15 protein-coding genes are annotated in these 16,466 nt (G+C 71.9%); 7 read left to right on the top strand and 8 right to left on the bottom strand.

The window, feature by feature from the left end; genetic code table 11:
* The first annotated feature begins 42 nt into the window (after nucleotides 1–42).
* The gene (locus ACIBQ8_RS03315; RefSeq protein ID WP_397190904.1) at nucleotides 43–573 is read left to right on the top strand and encodes a hypothetical protein; all 531 of its coding nucleotides are present in this window, start codon (nucleotides 43–45) and stop codon (nucleotides 571–573) included.
* A gap of 42 nt (nucleotides 574–615) precedes the next feature.
* Here ACIBQ8_RS03315 and ACIBQ8_RS03310 read toward each other — a convergent pair whose 3' ends face one another.
* Together ACIBQ8_RS03310 and ACIBQ8_RS03305 are read right to left on the bottom strand one after the other, a co-directional pair.
* Nucleotides 616–1,233: a hypothetical protein gene (locus tag ACIBQ8_RS03310; protein WP_397190903.1), complete on the bottom strand. Its 618-nt coding sequence runs from the start codon at nucleotides 1,231–1,233 to the stop codon at nucleotides 616–618.
* A complete protein-coding gene (locus ACIBQ8_RS03305; RefSeq protein WP_397168659.1) occupies nucleotides 1,221–1,802 on the bottom strand; it encodes an RNA polymerase sigma factor in 582 nt (193 codons plus the stop codon). The genes ACIBQ8_RS03310 and ACIBQ8_RS03305 overlap by 13 nt, the downstream gene beginning before the upstream one ends.
* Before the next feature lie 468 nt (nucleotides 1,803–2,270).
* On the opposite strand from ACIBQ8_RS03305, the gene ACIBQ8_RS03300 reads away from it, so the two are divergent.
* Both ACIBQ8_RS03300 and ACIBQ8_RS03295 read left to right on the top strand, forming a co-directional pair.
* Nucleotides 2,271–3,350 carry a hypothetical protein gene (locus ACIBQ8_RS03300; RefSeq protein ID WP_397190902.1) on the top strand — a complete coding sequence of 360 codons (1,080 nt, stop codon included), beginning with the start codon at nucleotides 2,271–2,273 and terminating at the stop codon, nucleotides 3,348–3,350.
* Nucleotides 3,284–3,661, top strand: coding sequence for a S41 family peptidase (locus ACIBQ8_RS03295; RefSeq protein ID WP_397190901.1), 378 nt, complete (start codon nucleotides 3,284–3,286; stop codon nucleotides 3,659–3,661). Before ACIBQ8_RS03300 ends, ACIBQ8_RS03295 begins: the two co-directional genes overlap by 67 nt.
* On the opposite strand, the gene ACIBQ8_RS03290 is transcribed toward ACIBQ8_RS03295, so the two are convergent.
* Nucleotides 3,639–4,316 (bottom strand): DUF4386 domain-containing protein, encoded by a 678-nt coding sequence (locus tag ACIBQ8_RS03290; protein WP_397190900.1) that lies wholly within the window; start codon nucleotides 4,314–4,316, stop codon nucleotides 3,639–3,641. The two genes, ACIBQ8_RS03295 and ACIBQ8_RS03290, sit on opposite strands and share 23 nt — an antisense overlap.
* Before the next feature lie 28 nt (nucleotides 4,317–4,344).
* Entirely contained in the window at nucleotides 4,345–4,719 is a 375-nt protein-coding gene (locus tag ACIBQ8_RS03285; RefSeq protein WP_397168655.1) for a nitroreductase family deazaflavin-dependent oxidoreductase, read from the bottom strand.
* A gap of 126 nt (nucleotides 4,720–4,845) precedes the next feature.
* Here ACIBQ8_RS03285 and ACIBQ8_RS03280 point away from each other — a divergent pair, with 126 nt between their 5' ends.
* Complete coding sequence (locus tag ACIBQ8_RS03280) at nucleotides 4,846–5,514, top strand: TetR/AcrR family transcriptional regulator (protein ID WP_397190899.1); 669 nt, start codon at nucleotides 4,846–4,848, stop codon at nucleotides 5,512–5,514.
* 118 nt (nucleotides 5,515–5,632) lie between these two features.
* Here the strand turns inward: ACIBQ8_RS03280 and ACIBQ8_RS03275 are convergent, their stop codons facing one another.
* The 4 genes from ACIBQ8_RS03275 to ACIBQ8_RS03260 are packed head-to-tail and all read right to left on the bottom strand — an operon-like array spanning nucleotide 5,633 to nucleotide 13,240.
* Nucleotides 5,633–6,571 carry a hypothetical protein gene (locus tag ACIBQ8_RS03275; protein WP_397168651.1) on the bottom strand — a complete coding sequence of 313 codons (939 nt, stop codon included), beginning with the start codon at nucleotides 6,569–6,571 and terminating at the stop codon, nucleotides 5,633–5,635.
* Entirely contained in the window at nucleotides 6,568–10,899 is a 4,332-nt protein-coding gene (locus tag ACIBQ8_RS03270; protein WP_397190897.1) for an NEW3 domain-containing protein, read from the bottom strand. Before ACIBQ8_RS03270 ends, ACIBQ8_RS03275 begins: the two co-directional genes overlap by 4 nt.
* Before the next feature lie 42 nt (nucleotides 10,900–10,941).
* On the bottom strand, nucleotides 10,942–12,162 hold the full coding sequence (locus ACIBQ8_RS03265) for a glycosyl hydrolase (protein ID WP_397168648.1): 1,221 nt from the start codon (nucleotides 12,160–12,162) through the stop codon (nucleotides 10,942–10,944).
* 46 nt (nucleotides 12,163–12,208) lie between these two features.
* Nucleotides 12,209–13,240, bottom strand: coding sequence for a LacI family DNA-binding transcriptional regulator (locus tag ACIBQ8_RS03260; protein WP_397168647.1), 1,032 nt, complete (start codon nucleotides 13,238–13,240; stop codon nucleotides 12,209–12,211).
* A 98-nt stretch (nucleotides 13,241–13,338) separates the two neighbouring features.
* Between ACIBQ8_RS03260 and ACIBQ8_RS03255 the strand changes: the two genes are divergently transcribed.
* The 3 genes from ACIBQ8_RS03255 to ACIBQ8_RS03245 are packed head-to-tail and all read left to right on the top strand — an operon-like array spanning nucleotide 13,339 to nucleotide 16,437.
* Entirely contained in the window at nucleotides 13,339–14,619 is a 1,281-nt protein-coding gene (locus ACIBQ8_RS03255) for an ABC transporter substrate-binding protein (RefSeq protein WP_397190896.1), read from the top strand.
* The gene (locus ACIBQ8_RS03250) at nucleotides 14,616–15,515 is read left to right on the top strand and encodes a carbohydrate ABC transporter permease (RefSeq protein WP_397190895.1); all 900 of its coding nucleotides are present in this window, start codon (nucleotides 14,616–14,618) and stop codon (nucleotides 15,513–15,515) included. Before ACIBQ8_RS03255 ends, ACIBQ8_RS03250 begins: the two co-directional genes overlap by 4 nt.
* Nucleotide 15,516: 1 nt before the next feature.
* Nucleotides 15,517–16,437, top strand: coding sequence for a carbohydrate ABC transporter permease (locus ACIBQ8_RS03245; RefSeq protein ID WP_397190894.1), 921 nt, complete (start codon nucleotides 15,517–15,519; stop codon nucleotides 16,435–16,437).
* Nucleotides 16,438–16,466: the final 29 nt, after the last annotated feature.

Here is a 16,466-nt window from a genome sequence, read left to right as displayed (position 1 = left end):
GTGCTGAAGTCCTCCCAACCACTTCATCGAGGGAGAACCACCGTGACGATCCTGTCCCCGGAAGAGGCGATCGGCCGCCTGAACGCCGATCGGGACCTCCTCCTCGCTCGCGTCACCGGACTCAGCGAGCAGCAGCTCGACGCCGACCACCTGGTGGATTCCGGGCCGCTCGGCGACTTCTGCCGGTCCCTGCACGACCTCATCGCGCACGTCCTGATGTGGGACGAGATCAACCTGGCCGTGCTGACCGAAGCCGCCGCCGGCCGGTCGCACTGGAGCCTCGATCCACGCTGGGAGGACCCCGCCGTCGGGCGGGCGCTGAACCTCGGCGGCGTGGAAGCGGGCCGGCGCCTCCCCGCGTCGCTGCTCCTGCACCGGTTCGGGGCGGTGCACGACGCCATCCTGGCGGACCTGAGCCGGTACGGCTCGGGGTCCTGGGACGCGTCCGGGCTCGGAGCGGTGGTGCAGAGGGCGTGGACCGTGCCCGGGAACCCGGCGTACTGGCACGCCGCCATCCACCTCCGCGAGCTGCCGTCCGCCCCGCTTGCCGCCGGCCACCGGCCGGGAGGATGAGAACGGTGGGCAGAGCGGTGGTGAACCGGCCCGCGGCGGCCTCTACTGGGCGCCCGGGACGGGCGTGCACGGCTTCACGGGGGTGCCCGCCTGGGCCAGCCACGCGCCGAGTCGCCAGGGCATCTGCGGGTCCCTGTTGTCGCGGAACTCCACCACGAGCGTCTCGTCCGGCTTGATGTACTGCGGGAAGATCTCGATCGTCCGGACGGACTTCACCCGGGTGGCCTTGTACGATCGCGACCCTTCCACCAGTGAACGCAGCTCGCTCGCGTTCGAAGCGGGTTCCCCGCCGTAGGCGCGGTCCGCGCCGGTGAATCGCGGGCCCGCGCACTGCGTGGCCGGGGCCAGGAAGGTCACGTCGGCCTTGATGCCCACCGCGTCGAGCTTGGCCTCAAGACCGGCGGGATCGCGCAGCTCGTTGACGGTGACCTCGACCGTGCCGTCCGGGCCCCTGGTCACCGCGTGGGCGGCGGGCCCGGTTGCGACGATCAACGGCGTGACGGTGAGTGCCGCCGCGACCCCGGCCGCGACCAGCAGCCGAGGGCCGGTGACGACGCGTCGCCGCGGGTGCATCCTGCGGAGCAGCCGCTGCCGCGCGCCGGCGAGTTCGGCCGGGGTGGCGGGGGGAACGGTCTGCCACATGGCCTTCAGGGCGTCCATCGGCGTTCTCCTTGTTCACTCAGGGCTTGCCGGATCCGAAGACGGGCCCGGTTGAGTCGCGAGGCGACGGTTCCCGGCGGGATGGCCAGCGCGTCGGCCACCTCCTGGTAGCTCAGTTCGGCCCAGGCGACGAGCAGCAGCACGTCGCGATCGGCCGGTGCGAGCTCCATCAGGGCCAGCGCCAGCGGGCGGTTGACGGCCAGGGTGTTGACCCCGTCCTCGACCCGGGAGCCGGACAGCTCCGCGGGGTGCACGCCGCTGCGCACGTAGGCGCGGTAGAGGCTCATCTCGGTACGCCGCCGCCGGCCGATCAGGTTGGAGGCGATGCCGTACAGCCACGGTCGGGCGTCGGGGCGATTCCTGTCGTAGCCGCCGCGGTGCTGGAAGGCGGCCAGAAAGGTGTCGGCCACGACGTCCTCCGCCTCGCTGGGGCCCAACCGTCTGGCTACGTAGCGGTGGAGGAGCGGCGCGTGCCGGTCGAACAACGTGGCGAAGATCTCGGGTTCGTTCAGCGACCTCTCGATGAGGAGCGCGTCGTCGACCTCGACTGCTTCGCGAGGGATTGTCATGCATACCGACCTTTCCTGGCGTATGCGGTCACCCGTACTTACCGCCCCAGGCCGAATTCCTTCACGGGAGAACGCGGTCGGCACGGGTACGAAGCGGTTCGACGATGCATCCGGAGGGCCAGGTGCGCGCGCATCGCCCCCACCGAAAACCCGACGCATCCCAGTGACCACCGAAAACACTGATACGAGGTGCAGGCGTGGCAGACGGACAGGTACGACTGCTCGCCATCTCGGCCCAACCGCCGACGTACGCCTGCGCCACGTTGCGAGCGGTGACGGGGGAGAGACGCCCCTGCTGCCCTCGGTGATGATGAGCCAGGCGGCGCTGCGGCCCAGACCGAGGCTCCGCGCCCGCAGGCACAGGACCACGGACAGCATGTTCTCGTCGCTAACAGCAGCAACGTAAAGCCGCGCTACAGCGGCGACGGCAGCAGGGGGCAGTGACGGTGACGGCGACGGCAGGGGTCAGTGACGGCAGTAGGGCCAGGGGCGGTAACGCCCGCGGACGCCGCCGCCGGACGGCAGCCGCTGGACGGCCTCTGGCGGGCCGACGGTCACGGCACCGTCTTCGGCATCGGCCAGGGGCGGCTCACCACCTACGACACGACGGCGATCAGCTGCCTGCGCGGAGTGCTCTCGGCGGAACAGACGGCGCGGACCCGGGACTCGGCGCCCTTCACGGCCCGGGAAGGCGGGCGGCGGATCGTCGTCGAGACGCGGGGGCCCGGCCGGGCGCGGCTAGGGTATGCGGGCAGCGTCGGCGCCATCGACCTGCGGAGGCTGCCCCGCCTGCCCCGGGCCTGCGCGACCCCGACGCCCGCTGACCCGGTGCAGGTGTTCGACGTCTTCTGGACGACCTTCGCCGAGAACTACCCGTTCTTCGCCACCAAGGGCGTCGACTGGCGAGCCGTACGGGACCGGTACCGGTCCAGGATCGGCCCGAGCAGCGGGGACGAGGAGCTCTTCGCCGTCCTGCGCGACGTCCTCAAGGAGCTCGGCGACGCGCACACCGCGCTCATCGCGGGCGGCAGGCAGTTCGCCAGACCGTTGCGTCCGGGCACCAGGCAACTGGACGGGGTGCCGGCCTTCATCGCCTTCAACGAACGCGTCCAGAAGTTCGTCGAGAAGAACGACACCCGCAAACCCCTGCAACAGTGGGGACGAGGCGTGATCGGGTACGCCGACCTCCCGGACGGCCTGGGCTACCTGCGGCTGGGCGCGTTCGACGGCTACGCCGACGGCGGCTACGAGCCCAACGCGGCCGAGCTGGACCGGGCGCTCGACGAGATCTTCACCGTGTCCCGCACCTCGGGGCCCGGCCGGCTGCGCGGTCTCGTCCTCGATGTGCGCGTCAATCTGGGCGGCTACGACGCGCTCGGCCTGCGGCTCGCCGCCAGGCCGACCGGCAGGCCTTCCAGGCGTACGCCAAGCAGGCCCGCAACACCCCCGGCGATCCGCCCGGGTTCACCCGCCCCCGGCCGGTGCGCGTACGGCCGGCGACCGCCCCGGTGTACACCGGCCCGATCGCCCTGCTCACCAGCAGCCTGACCATCAGCGCGGGCGAGACCTTCACCCAGGCCATGACGGGACGGACGCCCCGGCCCGAGCGGATCGGGGAGAACACCCAGGGAGCCTTCTCCGACTTTCTGTGGCGGAAGCTGCCGAACGGGTGGAGCTTCGCACTGCCCAACGAACGTTTCCTGACCCGCGACGGGACCTCCTTCGACGTCACCGGCATCCCGCCGCACCTGTCCGTTCCCGGCGTCCTCAGCGACGAGGAACTGAACGGCGACCACGACGCCGCCTTCGCCAAGGCCCTCTCCTACCTGACGAACCTCAGGCGTCACGGATCTTCGTGACGAAGCCCCTGGTCATCAACCACACGGCGAAGACGAAGCTCTGCAGGGCCAGGGGCGCATTCATGGCCAGGTAGAGCGGCGTGACGACGTCGACCACGCCGAGCAGGACCAGGAGACTCGCGGACACGGCTGCTGCGATCGCCAGGAATCCCCACCCGGACAACCATCGTGGGACAGATCTCGACCGCCACAGAATGTGGAACAGCAGCAGGTCTCCAAGGCTCAGCGCGACGATCAATGCGACGTGATTGACCAGGTCGCGAGCCGTCCACAGTAATTCGCCGACGACCTCGATGCTGGATGCTGCCGCGGCGTCGGCTTGGGTGAGTTCCTGGCCCAGCACGAGAAACAAGGGCAGGAGGATGACGCCGATGAAGTGGAACGTCGCCGCGATCAGTCTGAACCCGAGAAAACCCAGACTGAGTGCTTCGTTCTCCGCCCGTAAAATCGGATACAGGTACAGTGCGAACCCGACATAGGACGGGATCATGACCGTCTGAGCGACTGCGCCGAGGATGACCTGGCCCTCGTGTGCGGAAATGAGCACAAGACGGCGTGGTTCGTCGACGGCGGGAACGACGCTCAGCGCGCCGGCGATCATACCCAGGATGACCAGGGCGCCGGCGATTGCGGTTGCCCGCCTGTTGGTGTGCACGATTGTGGTCCCGAAAATGTCGTGGTGGTCAGCGTGTGCGCAGGTCCATGCGCAGGAATTCGGTGATGCGGAGCACCTTCGGCGGGCGCGCCACCTTGTCGGGAAGGGCCTGGAACGCCTCGTCCTTGCCGACAAGGCGCGGGGCGGTGAGTTCCACCTCCCTTCCGTCGGCCCGGAGGCGCGCACTTCTGGCCGCCAGGACGTTCTGCACCCAGTCCGAACGCGATCCGTACACCAGGACGAACAGGTAACCGCCGTCGACGGGATGGGCGTCGAGCGGCGTGCGGTACGTGGCGCCGGAAACGCGGCCGACGTGAATCAGCACCGGCCATTTGCCGCCGGCTATCGCGCGGGGGTTGAACACCTTCTTGTTGACGCGCCCCCACCATTTCGGCATCGGCATGGAAATCTCTTTCTCTCGACACGGACCAAGTGCATCAGGGGAGCCTTACACCAGTAAGGCCACTTACAGGTGTAAGGCTGGCTTACGCTCGTAAGGCTGTCAACCCGTCCACACCCCGGAGCCGTCATGCCGCCGCAACCGCTCAGCAGAGCCCTCGTCCTGGAAGCCGCGATCCGGGTCGCTGATCGCGGCGGCGCGGAGGCGATCACGATGCGCCGGGTGGCGCAGGAACTGGGCGTGGAGGCGATGTCGCTGTACCACCACGTGCCGAACAAGGACGCGATCCTCGACGGCGTGGTCGACATGGTGTTCGCGGAGATCAAGCTGCCGGGCGCCGAGGGCGACGACTGGCGCGATGCCATCCGTACGCGAGCCGTCTCCGCGCGCGCGGTCCTGTCGCAGCACAGCTGGGCCCTCGGGCTCATGGACTCCCGCCGCGACCCGGGGCCGGCGACGCTACGCCACCACGACGCCGTCCTGGGCGTCCTGCGGGAGGCGGGGTTCACGCTTGCGATGGCCGCGCACGCCGTGTCGCTGATCGACAGCTACGTCTACGGGTTCGTCCTGCAGGAGACGAACCTGCCGATGACGACGCCGGACGACGTCGAGGACGTGGCCGGCGACCTCCTCCGGCAGTTGCCGGAGGATGAGCTGCCGTACCTCACCGAGATGATCCGCGACCACGCCCTGCGCCCGGACTACGACCACACCAGCGAGTTCGGCTACGGCCTCGACCTGATCCTGGACGCCCTCGAAGCGCGCCGGAGCGCCCGGCGCTCGGGCGCATCGGGCTGACGTCCTCGGTACGGGCGGCGAGCGGGAGCGCCACAGGGGCGCCCGGCCGCGTCGGACAGTGCCGTCGCCCGGTCGAGCGCGAGGGGCTTGGACGGGTCCGGCTGGGGCGATGGCGGGATCAGTGGCGGTGGTGGTTGTCGGGTTGTGCGGGGTCGCCGGGGTGTTCGAGGCCCGGCACCAGGCGCAGGCGGTGGGCGCGGGCGTGGTCGAGCCAGCGTACGAACGCCACTCTGCGCGCGGAGTCGAGGAGGCCGTCGGCGGGCGCATCTCGGTTCGCCGGGACGGGGGCGTGGCAGGTGACGAGGGTGGCGGTCCAAGGGCCGGCCGTCACCGTCTGGCCCGGTACGGCGGCGGCCAGGGCTTCGGCCAGGGCGACGGGCAGCGAAGCGGGGTCGGCGTCGAACTCGCCGTCCGGGGTGCGTAGCCGCCATGCCGGTCCGGTGGGCGGTCGGGCGGTGGCCTCCCGGTACGCGGACGCCTCCGACGCGGAGACGGTGACGTCGGCGGTGACGGCCTCGTAGACGGCCCGGACGGCGGCGCTGCCCTCGTAGGCCGCCGCCGCGATCGAACCCAGCTCGACAGCCGCCCGCTGGTCGAGCCGTACCGCGATGACGTCGGTGGGGGGCTGGTCGGGCCGTGCCCCCATGGCGTCGGTGGTGGGTTGGTCGGGGCGGGGTGGTGGGGGCTGCTCCAGGGGGAGTCCGCGGGCTGTGGCCTCGGCGGCGCACAGTTGCTCGGTCAGCACCACCTGGGCCACCCAGCGCGTGAGCTGCCGGTCCTCGGCCGTGCCCGGTGCCGGAAGCGCCGATGACCTCGGTCCGTCCCGCAGGGCTGCGAGCCGTCGGTCCAGCTCGGAGCGGGGGAGCGGGCGGCCGTCGAGCCACCCGAGCACCGGCCCCACACCAGGCGCGACCGGCTCGCCGGTGACGGGCGCATGGGCGGAGGTCGGATGGCCGACGTGAGGCGGGTGGGCGGAGGTGGGGTGGTTCGTCTGGGGGGTGGGGGCGGGGGGTTCGGGGTGGGAGGAGGGAGGGGTGGGGTGGGGAGTGGGGGTCATGGGGTCACCAGCAGTTCGACGGTCGGGGCGTACTGGCAGCGGCCGAACCACATGACCTTGCCCAGTGCCCACGCGGAGCCCGGGGCGGCGTCGCGGGGTGCGGACACCTCGAACTCGGCGACCGTGCTCTCACCGGCCGCCAGGACGAACCCGCGCACCGGGGCGGCGATCAGGTCCCACGTGCCCCAGGGCGATACGACCTGCAACTCGCCCCGGATCTCACCGTTCGTGCGATTGTGCAACGCCAGCCCCAGCACGGCACGCCCGCCGGGAGCGACGCGCACCGACGGCGTCGTCACGCCCACCGACAGGCCGGTGTCGCGGCCGGGACGGTCCTTGCTGCCCTGCGCGGCCACCCAGTCCTCGGGGACGTCACCGGGCACGGGCAGCACGCCGGGCAGCTCGCCGGACAAGCCGTCGGACAGGTCGCCGACGGCGATGGTGACCACGTCCTCGACGGTCTGGCCGTCGTGCTGGATCCGGGCGGCGACGAAGTACAGGCCGGGCTCGACGCCACGGGGCGGGGTCACGGTGACCGGGAACCGTACGTGCCCGCCCGCCACCAGCCGGTACGGCCGCCGCGTCAGACCGGCCGTCCAGCCCTCGGGGACGAGGATCTCCACGGCTCCTTCCACGTCGGCGTCGAGCAGGTGCGAGGAGAGCACCACCGACAGGTCGGCGGGCTCGCCCTCGGTCCGCACCAGGCCCGGCGACGCCGTGACGCTCACCGGCAGGTAGCCCATCGGCGCCGGCCCCCGGTTGTGCAGCCAGTACCGCGCATGCACCGGCTGCGCCACCTCGGCCGCGGGCCCCAGCACCGCACCACCGCGGGCCGCCTCACGCAGCGGGAGGGCGGCCTCGGTCGGCGGGCCGGGCACCGCCGGCAGGCCGGGGACGGCGATCACGGTGGCGACCTCGGCCCCGTCCAGGGCGACGGCGCCATGGACGGGGCCGAGCCGCCGTTCGAGCAGGTCGGCGCGGTGCGTCTCGGTGAGGGCGAGCGCACCGGAAAGGACGGCGTCGCGGCCGAGCCCGGTGGACTCCATCAGGCGCACGGTCACCCCCGAAGCCGGGTCCGCCGCGGCGGCCGACCCGTGCGCGGTCGGGTTCCCGGCCGGCTTGACGGTGCCGACCAGCACCTCCCGGGCCGGCTCGACCTTCAGGTACGACCGGGTCGGCGGCAGCGGCCCCTCGTGCGGCTCGGCGAGCACGGCGTACAGCGGATGGTTGAACTCCTGCCCCCGGGCGGGCAGCGTCAGCGCGCGCCAGTCGCCCTCGCCGGAGACCAGCGCGTAACGGAACTCGTGGGTCCAGTGCATGAGCTGGAAGCCGGCCCCGTCGGGCAGCGTACGGCGGGGCGGGTCGATCCACACCCCGGACGGCCACCCGGTGCACGAGCGCATCAGCGACAGGTGCAACGTGCCGGCCGGATCGACGGCGAAGCCCGGCAGGCCGTAGGTGAGCAGCGCGACGGTGTGGCCGGTGAGCAGCTCGGACTCCGGGACCTCGCCGGGGCAGGCGGAGCTCACGCGGGCGTCGGCGAGGTCGGCGGCCAGCGCGGCGGGGTCGGTGGTGACCAGGGCGGGCAGCGCCCGCAGGTCGCGCAGGTCGGCGTTGGGCCGCCAGACCTCGCGCAGCGGCCGGGCGGCGGGCACCCAGACGCGCCCGTCCCGCTCCAGGACCTCGGCATAGGCCGGGCCGGCGCGGTCCAGCAGCTCGCGCACCGCGTCGTTCTCCCGCGGGCCGCCGATCATGATGCGGAAGTCGGGGAGGTTGGAGTCGACGTCGAGCCAGCCGTACCGGGACCAGTCCGCACCGGCCGTGGTCGCGGTGACCCCGGCCCTGACCAGCGCGACCAGCAGCTCGCGCACCTCAGCGCCGTCGTCCCGGCCGGGGACGATCGCCTGTGCCGCGCCGAGCGCCTGCTCGTCCGGAGAGTGGCCGTCCGGGCCGGGGACGACCACCTCGGCCACGCCGAGCGCCCGCTCGCCCAGCGGCCGGCCGCCGGGGCCGGTGAGCGTGACGCGGGCGGTGGAGCCCAGGCCGAACCAGGTGTTGGCGGGGTTGTCGAGGGTCCACGGCGCCTCGGCGGCGTCCACGTCGGGCAGGGCGAACCCGCGCCCCACCACGGCACCGGCCACCTCGCTCACCGGCAGCGCGCCGGGCAGGTCGGCCGGGAAGCTCAGCCGCAGCAGCCGGTCCGCGCCCCGGTAGTCCAGGACGCGGGTGGTCAGGTCCACGTGGTCCACGCCGTCCCAGAGCGTGACGGTCTGCTCGTAGCCGATGCCGTCCACCGTTCCGGTGATCACCAGGCGCTCGCCGAGCGGGCAGGTCTCGCGCCGCACCTGGGCCGCGCCCTCCGCAGCGCCGACGACCGGGCCCTTGGGCACCAGGTGCCAGGGGCCCTCGCCGAAGTCGGGATGGGCGGGGTACTCCTCGTAGACGCGCAGCTCGTTGCCGACGCAGCCGGGCCGGAGCAGCTCGCGCCCCGCCTTCTTGTCCAGGACGGCCGACAGGCAGCCGCCGCGGCCGGGGTCGGCGGTGACGCGGTAGCGGGCGTTCTCGACGGTGACGCCGGGCGCGGGCGTCCATGCGGACGCGCCGGGCCGGGACGGTCCCGGGAGGAGGCGCCAGGTGCGCCACCCGGTGGCGGGCACGTCCTCGGCCAGGAAACGCAGGGTCCCGCGGTCCACGACGCACGGCACGTCCGCGCCGGCATCGTCGAGCACCCGTCCGCCGTCGATCCCGGCCGGCAGCCGTACGGCCACCGGCGCCGACCGGTCGAACGACAGCGTGTTCGCCACGACCACCGCGACGCCTTCGCCGCCGGTGTCCACGCGGGCGACGAGCGAGGCTAGCGAGACGTCGCGCACCGCGCCCGCCAGGTCGTACGCCTCGCGCCAGCCGGACAGCAGGTCCAGGTAGACCTGGTCGGACTCGCTGCCGGTGATCGCGTCGTGGTGCGCCCCGTAGGCGAGCTGCCGCCACACCTTGTCCAGCGCCGCCTCGGGGTAGGTCCCGAGCCCTTCGAGCGCGGCGAGGGTGGCCAGCTTCTCCGCGTCCACGGCGGCCACCTCGCCCGCCCGCTGTGCCTGCTTGGTGTCGATGTAGGAGACGTCCTTGCCGGTGTAGACCGGGTTCATGTCGCGGGTCTGCGGGCTGGGACGGCGTCCGGTGGCCGCCAGCTCGGCCCGGACCGCGTCGAGGAAGTCGCGCGGGGTGCCGCAGACGAAGCGCGGCCAGACGTAGCGGGCGTTCCAGGAGCGGTGGATCTCGGTGACCCACTTGTTGGGCGGGGTGTAGTCGGTGCCCACGGGCAGCAGCAGGTTCCGCGTCGCCCCGACCGGCTTGAGCTTGCGGTACAGCTCGTACACGGCCTGCTCGGCGCTCGCCAGGTCGGCGGCGGAGTCCATCCACCAGCCGGCCGAGTAGTGGTGCGGCATGAAGTGCGTCAGCACGCCGAGCCCCGACGGGGCGATCCACTCGAACTCGCTCGGGAACTGCATCACCCGGGCGTCGTCCTTGGCCGCGCCGAAGTTCTTCTGGATCGGCCCCCACTGGTGGAACGGCCCGCGCGCCCACGCGCTGCCGGTCAGCCCCGCCGCGGCCAGGTATCCGGGGAACTGCGGGTCGTGCCCGAACGCGTCGAGCTGCCACGCCGTCGCCGGATCCCCGCCGAGGATGTCGCGCTGGTAGCCGATGCCGTACACGATGTTCCTGATCGTGACCTCGGCGCCGGTCAGGTTGGTGTTGGGCTCGTTGTACGTCCCCCCGACCAGCTCGACCTGCCCGCGCTCCATCAGCAGCCGCAGGTCGGCCCGGCGCTCGGGATGGACGTCGAAGTACGGCTTGAGATAGTCGATCTCGGCCAGCACGAACTTGTAGACCGGGTCGCGCAGCGCCAGGTCCAGGTGCGCCTCCACCAGGGCGAACCCGTTGCGCTCCCACAGCGGGCGGGTGGTGGCGTCCCCGGACAGCAGCTCCCACGGGGAGGTGTAGGCCGCCTGCGTGTTCCACCACACCGGGTCGTAGTGGAAGTGGGAGACCAGGAACATCGTCCAGCCGGGCTCGGCCACGACCACCACGGCCTCGGCCCGCGCGCCGCCCGCCGTCACCACGACCGGCAGCTCGGCCCCCGGGACCGGGTCGGCGATCTCCAGCGGGACCTCGACCTGGCCCGAGCCCTCCGCCTCCCCGGACACGCCCGGGCCGGTGACGGTGACCTGGGCGGGCGGGCCGTCGAGCGTCACGCGCAGCACCTGGCGCGGGGCGTGCTCGGCGCCCGCGAACAGGTCCGTGGACTCCACGGAGACGATGGTGACTGACACGGGTGTCCTCTCTGAGTCGGTGATCACATGGTCGGCCTGGCGTCACTCCGGAGTGAGGACGGTGCCGATCCCCCGGGCGGCGAGGTGGCCGGGGTCGTCGGCGCGGTCGCCGGCCACGATGGCCACGGGCCCGGCCTGGCGCAGCCGGACCCACGCGGCGTGGAAGGCGCTGCCCGGCGCGACCTCGGCCCGGCGTCCGGGCTCGGTCCGCAGGTCCACGTCGCACCGCAGGGCCGGACGCGGCGCCTCGGCACGGCCGCGGCGCTCGTCGATGATCGCGGCGAGCTCCTTGGCCGCCGGCTTGGGACGGTGGTCCACGGTGAACAGGCCCAGCTCGTACTCCCGCTCGGGGAAGTCGGAGAGGGAACGGTCCAGGTCGTGGGAGCACCACCAGGTGACGCCCCACAGGGCGGGGTTGGCGGTCACCGCGTCGAGCGTGCGGCGGACGAACTCGGCCGTCCGGGCCTCGGGCACGTCGGGCCTCGGCACCCCGATCTCCTGCAGCCAGACGGGCCTGGCCGGGTCGAGCGAGGTGGCCGCGGCCAGCTCGACCAGGTAGTCGGCGTGCGAGACGGTGGCCGGGCCGAGCGGGCCGTCGATGGCGGAGACGCCGTTGAACACCCAGGAGTGCACGGTGGTCAGGTCGCCCAGGTCCACGTTGTCGGCGGGCAGGAACGGGTGCTCCGGGTCGTACCAGGTGGCGTCGTACAGGGAGTGGAGGGCGAGCAGGCCGGGCGCGGCCGCGCGCACGACGTCGATCAGCTCGGCGGCCCACGCCGTGGACGCCTCGGGGGTGGTGGCGTTGCTGGGGTAGAGGTTGTTGACCTCGTTGCCGAGCGTGACGGCGAACACGTTGCCGCGCGTGGCGACGGCGCGGGTGAGCCGGTCGGCGTAGGCGGCGACGGCGTCGCGCGCGCCGCGGTCGGTGAACAGGCTGCGCCGGTGCCAGGTGAGCACCCAGGACGGCAGGAAGTCGAAGCTGGACAGGTGCCCCTGGAGCAGGTCCACGGCGACGGACAGGCCGAACTCGGCCGCGACGTCGATCACGGCCAGCAGGTCCGCCACGCCGCGCTGCCGGACCAGCCCCGGGTTGGGCTGGATCCACGGCCAGATCGGGAACACGCGCACGTGGTCCAGGCCGATCGAGGCCAGGTCCTCGAAGTCGCGGCGGACCGCGTCGAGCGACAGGTCGAGCCAGCTGTGGAACCAGCCGGCGGAGGGCACGTAGTTGGCGCCGTGGCGGATGGGGTCGAGCAGGGGCACGCGTCCTCCGGGGGTCGTACGATCTCCCGGCGGAGCCTAAAGCGATTTAGTCGCCCTGCCAAGTCCCCGGCGCCGCCGTGCTCTCGCGGACGGTCAGCCGGGGGGTCTCGGTCTTGACGTCCTTGCGCTGTCCGGGGTCGGCGATGACCTCCAGCATCACCTCGGCCAGCCGCTTGCCGAAGGCGAAGGTGTCGCGGGAGAGCGCGGTGATCGCGGGGTGGGTGATCCGCGTGAGCACCGAGTCGTCGAAGGCCACGATGGACAGGTCGTCGGGCACCTTCACCCCCATCTCGCCGGCCACCCCCAGCCCGGCCAGGGCCATCACGTCGCTGTCGTAGACGATGGCCGTGGGCCGGCGGGGCCGCGACAGCAGCGCGCGCGTCGCGGCGGCGCCCTCGGAGTCGCTGAAGTCGGTGTGCACCGACACCGCCTCCTCCAGGGCCAGCCGCCCCGCCCGGTCACGCAGCGCGCGGGCGCGCCGCTGGGTGTGCCGGAACGCCGGCAGGCCCGCCACGTGCGCGATCCTGCGGTGGCCGAGCGCGGCCAGGTAGTCCACGATCGACAGCATGGCCTCCCGGTCGTCGGCCCAGACGCTCGACAGCGACCCGTGCCTGCCCGGCCCGCCCAGGACGACGGCGGGCACGCCCAGCTCCTCCAGCACGGCGATGCGCGGGTCGCGGACCATGAGGTCCACCATGACGAAGCCGTCGACCCGGTGGGCGGAGGTCCACTCGCGGTAGATCTCCATCTCGGCCTCGGCGTCCTCCACGATGAGCAGTTGCAGCGCGACGGCCTGGGCCGACAGCCCCGACTGCAGGCCGGACAGTAACTGGGCGAAGAACGGCTCCACGCCGAGGGCGCTGGCGGGCCGGGCGATGACCAGGCCCACCGCCTCCGCGCGGGCCCCGCCCAGGGCGCGGGCGGCGCTGTGCGGACGCCAGTTCATCTCTTTGGCGACCTGCAGGATTCGCGCGCGGGTGGCCTCTCCGACCCCCGGGCGGCCGTTGAGCGCGAAGGACACCGCGCCCTTGGAAACCCCGACCCGCTCGGCGATGTCGGTGATCGTCGGTCGGCGCACCACTGCTCCTTCACGAATTCGTCTCAGCTATTGACACACGAGTCTAGCCAGGTGAATAGTCCCGCAACTAGAGCGATTTAGTAACCAAGGAGAGCGCCATGCGTAGGTACTGGACGGGACCGGCGGTGGCAGCCGTCATGGTCGTCTCGGGCTGTGGCCTCGGCGGGTCCGGCGAGTCGGGAGCCGCCGCCCCGACCGCCGCGGCCACGGGAGAGGTGAAGGGCACTGTCAGCCTCCAGACGTGGGCGCTGAAGCCCAAGTTCACGGCGTACGTCGAGGGCGTCGTCGCCGCCTTCGAGAAGAAGTACCCCGGCACGAAGGTCGAATGGCTCGACCAGCCGGCGGACGCCTACTCCGAGAAGGTACTCAACCAGGCCGCCTCCGGAACACTCCCGGACGTCACCAACCTGCCCCCGGACTTCGCCAGGCCCCTGGTCCAGCAGGGCATGCTGCTCGACGTCGCCGCCGCCGACCCCAAGCTCGCCGACGAGTACGTCGCGGGCGGCATCGAGGCCTACACCTTCCGCGGCTACCCCGGCACGTACGGCTATCCCTGGTACCTCAACACCGACGTCAACTACTGGAACTCGGAGTTGATGAAGAAGAACGGCCTCGACGCGGCCAAGCCGCCGACGACGTTCGACGAGCTGGTCACGCAGGCCCGGACCTACAAGGAGAAGTCCGGCGGCAAGACCTACCTGATGAGCCGCCGCCCCGAGCTGGGCGACCTGGCCCAGGCCGGCGTGAAACTGCTGTCCGACGACGGCAAGAGCTTCGTCTTCAACACCCCCGAGGCCGTCGCGGTGATCGAGAAGTACCGGGCCGCCTTCAAGGAGGGCTTACTGCCGCGCGACGTGCTGACCGACACCTACGCGGGCAACGCCAAGCTGTTCAACGAGGGCACCGTGGCCTGGACGACGGCCGGCGCCAACCACATCATCGCCGTCAAGACCGACAACCCCTCCCTGGCGCCCAAGGTCGTGCCCTCGACCGCGATGGGCACCCCGCCGCTGTACGTGCAGGGCCTGTCGGTGTCGAAGAAGAGCAAGAACCCGGCGGCGGCGATCGCGCTGGCCCGCTGGGTGACCAGCGCCGAGAACCAGGCGGCGTTCGCGCACGAGGTCAGCGTCTTCCCCAGCACCAAGGCCTCGGCCGGCGACCCGTTCTTCACCCAGAGCGACGGCACCAACGCCGGCGACGCCAAGGTCATCGCCTTCAGGTCGCTGGCCACGGCCAAGATGCTGCAGCCGGTCGAGGTGACCGACGCGATGAGCAAGTTCGTCCGCCAGCAGATCGCCCTCGCGCTCAACGGCGACGTCTCCGCCAAGGAGGCGCTGGACGCCGCGGTCGCCAAGTGCAACGAGCTGCTCAACCAGTGATCACCCCCGCTCTCCCCGCGCAGGGCGCCCTCCGCCGCCGGCTCACCCCCTGGCTGCTGGTGGCGCCCGCCGCGCTGTGGCTGCTCGTCTTCAACGTCTGGCCCTCGCTGAACACGCTGGTGCTGGCCTTCACCAACGCCAAGCCGCTCAGCGGCGGGCACTTCACCGGGCTGGCCAACTTCGGCCGCATGCTCGACGACGACCAGCTCGGCGACGCGCTGCTCAACAGCGTCGTCTTCATGCTGGTCTGCCTGCCGGTGCTCACCCTGCTGCCGCTGCTGCTGGCGATCCTGGTGCAGAAGAAGATCCCCGGCATCACGTTCTTCCGCACCGCCTTCTACACCCCGGTCGTCGCCTCCGCCGTCGTGGTCGCGCTGATCTGGAGCTGGCTGCTGAGCGACCGGGGCCTGATCAACGGGCTCATGCAGGCGCTGGGCGTGCTGCAGGGGCCGCTGCCGTTCCTGACCGACCGGTGGCTGCTGGTCCTCAGCGCCATCACCCTGACGGTGTGGAAGGGGCTGGGCTACTACATGATCATTTACCTGTCGGCGCTCGGGAACGTGCGGCGCGAACTGCACGAGGCCGCGGCCGTGGACGGGGCGGGGGCCGTACGCCGGTTCTGGAGCGTGACGGTGCCCGGCGTGCGCAACACGATGTTGCTGGTGTCGGTGCTGGTCTCGGTGTCGGCCCTGCGCGTGTTCTCCGAGCTGTTCGTGCTGTCCAACGGCACGGGCGGCCCCGGCGGGCGGGCGATGTCGCTGGTCATGCTGATCCAGATGTACAGCCGCGGCTTCTACGGCCACTTCGGCTACGCCTCGGCGCTGAGCATCCTGCTCTTCGTCATCACGATCGGCCCGATGCTCCTGCTGACCCGGCTCAACAGGAAGGCGGACTGACATGGCGGCCATGAAGGCGAGCGCGCCACCCGCCGCGACGGCCCGGACGGCCCGCCCGGGGCGGCACGGCCGCAGCCGGGGCCGGGGCGGGTTCGGCGCCACCACGCCGGGCGAGCTGGTCCTGCGGTACGCGCTGCTGCTGCTCGTCCTGGCGATCACGATCCTGCCGTTCCTGTGGCAGTTGTCCACCTCGCTCAAGGGCCCGTTCGAGGACGTCTTCGCGCAGACCCCGAGCTTCGTCCCGCACCAGCCGACGCTGGAGAACTACGCGCGCGTCGCGGACACCATCCCCGTGTGGACGTACGCGCTCAACTCGGTGATCGTGGCGGTCATCGTGGTGGGCGGCAACGCGGTCGGCGCGACGCTGGCCGGGTTCGCGCTGGCCAGGCTGGAGTTCCGGGGCGCCAAGCTGCTCCTGGTGCTGTTCCTGTCCACGCTCGTGCTGCCGGGCGAGGTGACGATCGTCTCCCAGTACGTCACCGTCCGCGGCATGGGCCTGGCCGACACGCTGCTGGGCGTGGCGCTGCCCGGCGCGATCGGCATGCTGAACGTGCTGCTGATGCGCACCGCCTTCCAGGCCATCCCCAAGGAGATGGACGAGGCGGCCGTCATCGACGGGGCGACCCCCTGGCAGCGGCTCGTCCGGCTGGGGCTGCCGAACGTGCGCGGCATGCTGAGCGTGATCACGATCTTCGCGTTCATCGGCGCGTGGGACGACTTCCTGTGGCCGCTCATCGTGCTCAACGACCCCAAGAACTTCACGCTGACCGTCGGGTTGCAGTACCTCAACGGCACGTTCAGCGCCAACCCCCGTCTCATCGCCGCTGGGACAATGATCTCCTTCCTGCCCATCGTGCTCCTGTTCGCCTCGCTGCAGCGCTTCTTCTTCCGTGGCGTCGCCGAGGGCGCGATCAAGGGCTGAGCCGGTTCCGAGAACGAGGAGTCTCTCTC

Source organism: Nonomuraea sp. NPDC049646, from assembly GCF_044465525.1.
Classification (GTDB): domain Bacteria; phylum Actinomycetota; class Actinomycetes; order Streptosporangiales; family Streptosporangiaceae; genus Nonomuraea.
The sequence above is the reverse complement of the archived record's forward strand: the minus strand, read 5'-3'. Positions and strand labels throughout refer to the sequence as shown.